The sequence below is a fragment of the Microcystis sp. M165S2 genome (genome assembly GCF_020245885.1).
In the GTDB taxonomy this organism is placed as follows: Bacteria; Cyanobacteriota; Cyanobacteriia; order Cyanobacteriales; family Microcystaceae; genus Microcystis.
Genome location: NZ_JADBTZ010000392.1, coordinates 1 through 6690 on the forward strand (window position 1 = coordinate 1; position 6690 = coordinate 6690).

The following is a 6690-nucleotide window of genomic DNA, read 5'->3' on the forward strand; positions in this document are numbered from 1 at the left end:
ACACATATATAGTTTTGTTTTTGACCACGATGACCATTTTTATTGATGTGGTCACTTTTACATTCTGGACATTTCATCGTTTTTTTTCCTTCATTGAGTTTCTATCTATTTTGCCTTCTCATCTCTTTATCTGACAACGCCAAATTTCTGTACCGATTCAGTTAAGCTCTGGTTTACTTGCTTTTTACGCTACAAGTCAAGGTGCTAATCCTCAATGGAAGTTTGCGGCTAATCAATCAAAGGACAACGACAAATGACTAATACTAGGATAATTAACTGGAGTAGTTCTGACGCAAAAATCAGTGAATTTTTTACTGTGGGGGAAGTGGCGAACTGGTGGACAAAAAAATCCCCGCTGGAATTATTAATTAGGGTAGTTGATGGCTTTTGTGGAAATCGATTTAATAGGGGTATCGTTCTAGGGATGGGGTGTGGGGTGTAGGGGGGGTCACTGCGTGCGCGTTGCGGGGGAAGAATAAATAAAAATAATCTCCTGAATACTGACTCCTAACCCAATGGTAGATGTTGGATTTTTGCAGGAGTTCTATTTTCCCAAAAATATAAGTAAAAATTATTTATTGACTCCAAAAACTTGAGAATATTTAAATTAACATTCCGCAATATTTACAAATTCTTAAGAATTAATTGAGAAAGATTTTTATTTAACAACGATGTTGCAATGGTTACAGCGATTTGATAGAATTTCACAGTCGGTTATTCTGTGCGTTTTTGGGCAGCAATGGTTGAAACCCTTGCCACACCTACAGGGTGATCCTAATTAAGACAGGTAAATTAGTCAATTTCACCCACAACGATGATCTTTTTTTTGTGTAGTTTTATTGCAAAAAAAAAGTTTTTTTGACAAAAAGCACAAAGTATGATAGGAACACTGGTGTATTTCTGGCCGCGAAACTCAAAATCAGGGGATTTCCTGTTTCCAAGTCAAGAAATACAGAAAAGCAGTAATTCGATCGAGAAATCGATAAAAACAGCCTAGACTAGAAAAAGAATCCTCTATCCTGACAGCTATCCTGTGGAGATTACTTTTTTAGGAACCAGTTCTGGGGTTCCCACTCGTTCCCGTAATGTCTCTAGTATCGCCCTTCGTTTGCCGCAACGGGCGGAAATATGGCTGTTTGACTGTGGAGAAGGGACTCAACACCAGTTACTGCGTAGCGACCTGAAAAGTTCCCAAATTCGACGCATTTTTATCACCCATATGCACGGGGATCATATCTTTGGTTTAATGGGACTGTTAGCCAGTATCGGATTAGCCGGTTCTGCTCAGGATATTGATATCTATGGACCCCCCGGACTAGCGGACTATCTGCGCGCTTGTGCTAAGTATTCCTATACTAATTTGGCTAATCGGGTGCGTGTCCATGCCATTTCCCCTGGCATACTCTACGAAGATGAAGAATTTACCGTCTCCTGTCAGCTATTAAAACATCGTATTCCCGCCCACGGTTATCGCATCGCCGAAAAAGACCGTCCAGGACGTTTTGATGTGGAAAAAGCCAACGCTTTGGGTATTCCCCCTGGACCAATTTACGGCAAGCTGAAAAAAGGGGAAACTGTCACCCTCGCCGATGGCAGCAAAATTCGCGGTCAGTCCCTCTGCGGAGAAACGGAAATCGGCCGTAAAATTGCCTATTGTACCGATACTATTTTCTGTGAAGGCTCGATCGAATTGGCACAGAATGCAGATGTGCTAATTCATGAGGCAACTTTTGCTCACCAAGATGCCGGGTTAGCCTTTGAAAGTGTTCACTCCACTTCAACGATGGCAGCCCAAGTGGCCTTGGCAGCCCGGGTAAAATTGTTATTAATGACCCATTTTAGTCCCCGTTATCTACCGGGTAATTCTCTGGATATTTCCAATTTGTTAGAGGAAGCGCGGGCGATTTTTCCTAACACTAAATTAGCCTACGATTTCCTCACCTACGAAGTCCCCCGCAACCGTCAAGAAATGGTCTTAGGAGTTAAGTAATTATGCCAGCAGCAGTAGAAGAAAAAAGCATGGTTCCCACGGTTTTAGTGGGTATTGGTGGCACGGGTAACGAAATTTTATCGCGATTGCGTCGCTTAATCGAGGAAAGTTATGGCAGTTTGAGTAATTTTCCGATTGTCAGCTTTTTGGTGGTTGACACGGATAAGGATTATAAAATCAGTAATCCTGAAGCTGCCGGCAGTGCTTTTAAAGATAACGAAAAACACTGGTCCCGGGTGAGTGGAAAACAGGTACAGGAGATGGTATCTGACATGGATAGATATCCCTGGATTAATAGTTGGTTTCCCCCGGAATTAGAGAGAAATATTACTTCCCTAGAAGCGGGAGCGGGACAAATTCGCGCCTGTGGACGTTTTGCTTTATTTTGTAATTATCATGAGATCCAAAGGAAATTTCTGGATGCGGTGAGACGGGTAAAAGGACAAGAAAACTTTATGCTCGATCGCTATGGAATTAAAGTTAATAATACTGCTATTAATGTCTTTACTACGGGGTCTTTAAACGGTGGTACGGGTAGCGGAATGTTAATCGATATAGGCTACTGTATTCGTAATTGGTTGCGAGGGGAAAGTAGTCCTTTAAGTACGGCAATTGTTCCCACTCCTGAAGCATTTGCGGGGATTAGTGTCGGCGATCGAGTTTTGGCTAATGGTTACGCTGCCCTGATGGAATTAAATTACTTTTCTGACTACAGAACCGAATATCATCAACAGTTTAGCAGTGGTTTGGTCGATGAAGTTGTTAGTAAATTACCCCCCTTTGATTTTACCTATTTAGTAGGAACAAAAAACGGAGAAGGTGATTTTAAACTCGGTCAAATTCGGGAAATGATCGCCCAAAATATTTTCCTAGATATGACCTCTGATTTTGCCCCCCATAAGCGTTCCATTAGAGATAATATTAAGGGTTCTTGGGCGCAAGCTGACCCTGGGGGTCGCGGTTATCCTAAGCAATTTATGAGTTTTGGGCTATCAACTATTGAAATTCCTATTGCCCAAATTCGTGCTTCTTTATCGGAACGTTTAGCCAAAGATTTAATTAATTGGTGGCTGAATGATTCCGTGATTTTACCCGCTCAAATGTTGGAGTTAGTAAGAGGTGATATCCTCAAAAGAATGCGCTTGAGCGAAGGGGAATTAATTATGGATTTATGTGCCGACAAGGATCGCTCTTTAATTGCCATAATCTCCCAATGGACTAACGAAACTCGTCAGGAAATCAATCAAGATAATTGGCTATCTTGTACCAAACAGGGTGTTAATATTTTAGGCAATGAACAGGGAAAAATTCTGCGATTTATTAATGATTATTTAACACCAAGAGTCGAGGAATTTAAACGCAATCATTTACTAGAATTAAGTCCCGATGAGCGGCTGCACGGCGATTACCTGAAAAAGATTTATAATAACCGGGATGAAATTATTCAACGGGGTAAAAAGTCTCTAGAAATGGAGTTTTATAATATCCTTGAGGATCGAAACCGTGGGGTAAAATTTGCTGAGAGTTTTATTGTTTCAGTACGACAAATCTTCACCGACATGGCAGAAAAATTCCGTCGCGATCAAGAACAGGTTTGGAGTCAAAACGAAAGTAAACGTCAACGAGAATATGATACAGCCTTAGCAGAAATTAATGATCTGAAAGATAAACTTCATGTCTCGAAAAAAGATAAGATGGAACAATATTGTGAACAAGCTTTAACGGGATTGGAAGGCTATTTAATGGCCAATATTCAACGAAAAACCAGAGGTGCAGGAGTAGAGGTTATTAATCGTTTACTGGAACATCTTAATCAATTAGAAAGCCGTTTTAATCGCTTTCGTCAGAAATTAATTCAAAGTCGCGATCTATTTAATCTCCAAGCTAATCAACAGATTGATAGTGCCGATGCTTTGTTAATTAATGGGATTAAACTATTTGATAGACAAGAATTAAATGGTCTTTATCAAGACTTTATCGAACAATTTGCTTCGGGGATTGCCGGTAACAAAAATGCCTACGATACAGGTATGGATAACCTTTGTTTACCCCTCTCAGAAGAGATTTTAAAGCAATCTAGCCTCCTCTGGAAAGAAACGCGCCGCGCTGATGAAAATATGCGTTTATTTGACATCACCGAGATTGCCGATATTCGTCAAGGAGATTTCCAACAAGTTATCATAAACCAAGCTAATCAACTACTACAAAATGCCCCGGTTAGTAGTCGCATTCAGCAGGAATTAGCCGCTTGCGATCGCTTGTTAAAAATCTATAACAACGATGCCGATATTATCAATAATCTTCGCATTGCCTACCAAAAATCGCGACCCCTAATTATGCTCAATCCTGCGGTCTTGCGGGGAAAAGATGCGGGTTTTACGCCCCAATTAAATCAAAATGTTGCCCTGATTGGGGGAAGAAATACCAATAACCCAGCAGCCCAAAAAATTATTCCGAAACTGCGGGAATTTATTGCCAACGAAGACGATATTAAACCCTTGGGAGAAGTGGAAAAACATCGTCTTGTCTTCGTGCAGGAAATTGGCGGTTTTTCCCTACGCTGTCTCGATGGAATGCGGGAGCTGCGACAATCCTATCAAGACTGGAAAGGAGAATTTATTCTCGCTAAACGCGCCCAACAAATGGGGGAAAATCGCGATTTACCCATCCCCGTGCATATCCAAAAGGAACCTCCTTTCTGGGATGTTTTTCCCGAAGATCCGAGTATTTATCAATTGGTGGTGACAGCCCGAGCTTTGAAAGTGCTTTTTCCAGAAGTCAATCGAGTCACTAATGAGAAAACAATTCGCTATGAAATTAAAACCGCAACGGGATTAAAAAAAGTCGATATCGCCACCAGTTGGGAAGATGCGGTACAGGTGTTAGAAGTAAAAGCTTGTCGCGAAGATAAGGAAAAAATTCAAAGTCAGGTGACGGCTAAGTTACAGGATTCGGCCACTCCGCAGAAAAAACAAGCTTTGTATCGGACTTTTATCAAATATTTACAACAACGTTCCGAGGAGTTGACAGGAGGAAAAGATAATACAGAATATAAACGGGAAGATGCAATTATTTTGCAGTTAATCGATAACTATAAGTTGAATAGCGGTGGAGAAATACCTCTTTCTTCGGTGACGGAAGTGGCTAACCCAGCTTTAATTATCTGTGGTAATTGTGGACACAAAAATCCCCCCTCGTCTAATTTTTGTTCTAAGTGTGGGGCAAAATTAGTTAAGTAGAAATTAGATTTTGGGTTTGATCCCCCCTGCCCCCCTTGATAAGGGGGGTGCCGATAGGCGGGGGGATCCGCCTTAATAAGGGGGGAATCTGACAATTTTTAACACTTACCCAATTTAACAGAAAAAGTGGGGGTGTTAGCTGGACTAACATCCCCCACCATGAAAATTTTCGGGAAAAATTGCCTAATAGCGAAAAAACTGGATTATAATAAGGTCTTTACTCAAGATTTTTGCTAATCGCTAACTGCCATAGAAGCCAATCAAGACCCCTGTTTATCGAGAGAAAAACCAATGGTAGCCACTTTAAAAGGACGAGATGTTTTAAGAATAACCGACATGAGTAGCGAAGAAATCAGTGCCCTACTCAATCTATCGGCACAGCTTAAAGCTGGCAATCTTAACCCTAGCTGCAAAAAAGTCTTGGGATTGCTATTTTATAAAGCTTCCACCCGGACGCGGGTTTCCTTTACCGTCGCCATGTACCAGTTAGGGGGACAGGTGATCGATCTTAATCCCAGTGTAACCCAAGTGGGGCGAGGGGAACCCTTGGCAGATACAGCCCGGGTACTCGATCGCTATCTCGATATTCTCGCAGTTCGCACCTTTAAACAAGAGGATTTAGAAGCTTTTGCTAATTACTCGCGCATCCCGATTATCAACGCTTTAACAGATTTAGAACATCCCTGCCAGATATTAGCCGATTTACAGACTATCCAAGAGACTTTTCAGACTTTACGGGGAATTAACCTCACCTATGTCGGGGATGGCAATAATGTCGCTAATTCTCTCCTCTTGGGTGGTGCTTTGATGGGGTTAAATGTGCGGGTTGCCTCCCCCGCAAACTATCAACCCGATGGGGAAATTGTCGCCAGCGCCCAGGCTATTGGCGAGAAAACCGGTAGTAAAATCTTCATTACCGATGATCCCGTTATGGCCGTAAAAGACTCTCAGGTGGTCTATACTGATGTCTGGGCAAGTATGGGACAGGAAAGCCTCGCTGATGCCCGAATTCCCGTTTTTCAGCCCTACCAAGTCAATGAACAGCTAATGAGTCACGCTGACAAAGACGCGATTATTCTCCATTGTTTACCTGCTCACCGCGGCGAAGAAATTACCGACGGGGCGATCGAGGGTGTACAATCAAAAGTCTGGGAACAAGCGGAAAATCGGATGCACGCCCAAAAAGCTTTAATGGTGAGTTTATTGGGATTAATCTAGCTCCAGATGCTCAGTTACTAAAATAATCATTAAACTCGATCATCAATCATCCTAAGACCTGTCCGACACCGGAAGTTAACGCTAGGATTGATGGTAAGAGCATTGACATCCTCGCCGCCGTAAAACGGACGGCGATTCCTCACCACGCCACCTTTTTAGAATGGTCGCTGAATGGGGTTGACGCTTCACGGGATGCTGCTTCTTTAACAGAAGTCTTACGCTTTCCTCTACGTCCGTTTAAAG

At 42.2% G+C, this 6690-nt stretch carries 4 protein-coding genes; 3 read left to right on the top strand and 1 reads right to left on the bottom strand.

The features are described 5' to 3' along the window. Window positions 1-77 (bottom strand): transposase-like zinc-binding domain-containing protein (locus IM479_RS23125; protein WP_425184889.1); only part of this gene is annotated, 77 nt, incomplete at its 3' end. 956 nt (window positions 78-1033) lie between these two features. Between IM479_RS23125 and IM479_RS19355 the strand changes: the two genes are divergently transcribed. From IM479_RS19355 to argF, 3 genes are all read left to right on the top strand, one after another. Then, window positions 1034-1990: a ribonuclease Z gene (locus IM479_RS19355; RefSeq protein WP_287077930.1), complete on the top strand. Its 957-nt coding sequence runs from the start codon at window positions 1034-1036 to the stop codon at window positions 1988-1990. Between the two features lie 2 nt (window positions 1991-1992). Then, a complete protein-coding gene (locus tag IM479_RS19360) occupies window positions 1993-5229 on the top strand; it encodes a tubulin-like doman-containing protein (protein ID WP_287687142.1) in 3237 nt (1078 codons plus the stop codon). A 291-nt stretch (window positions 5230-5520) separates the two neighbouring features. Then, a complete protein-coding gene (argF, locus tag IM479_RS19365) occupies window positions 5521-6447 on the top strand; it encodes an ornithine carbamoyltransferase (RefSeq protein WP_287687143.1) in 927 nt (308 codons plus the stop codon). Window positions 6448-6690 lie beyond the last annotated feature (243 nt).

Coding starts and splice junctions, on each gene's coding strand:
- IM479_RS19360 (WP_287687142.1), top strand. CDS start 1,993: ATGCCAGCAGCAGTAGAAGAAAAAAGCATGGTTCCCACGGTTTTAGTG.
- argF (WP_287687143.1), top strand. CDS start 5,521: ATGGTAGCCACTTTAAAAGGACGAGATGTTTTAAGAATAACCGACATG.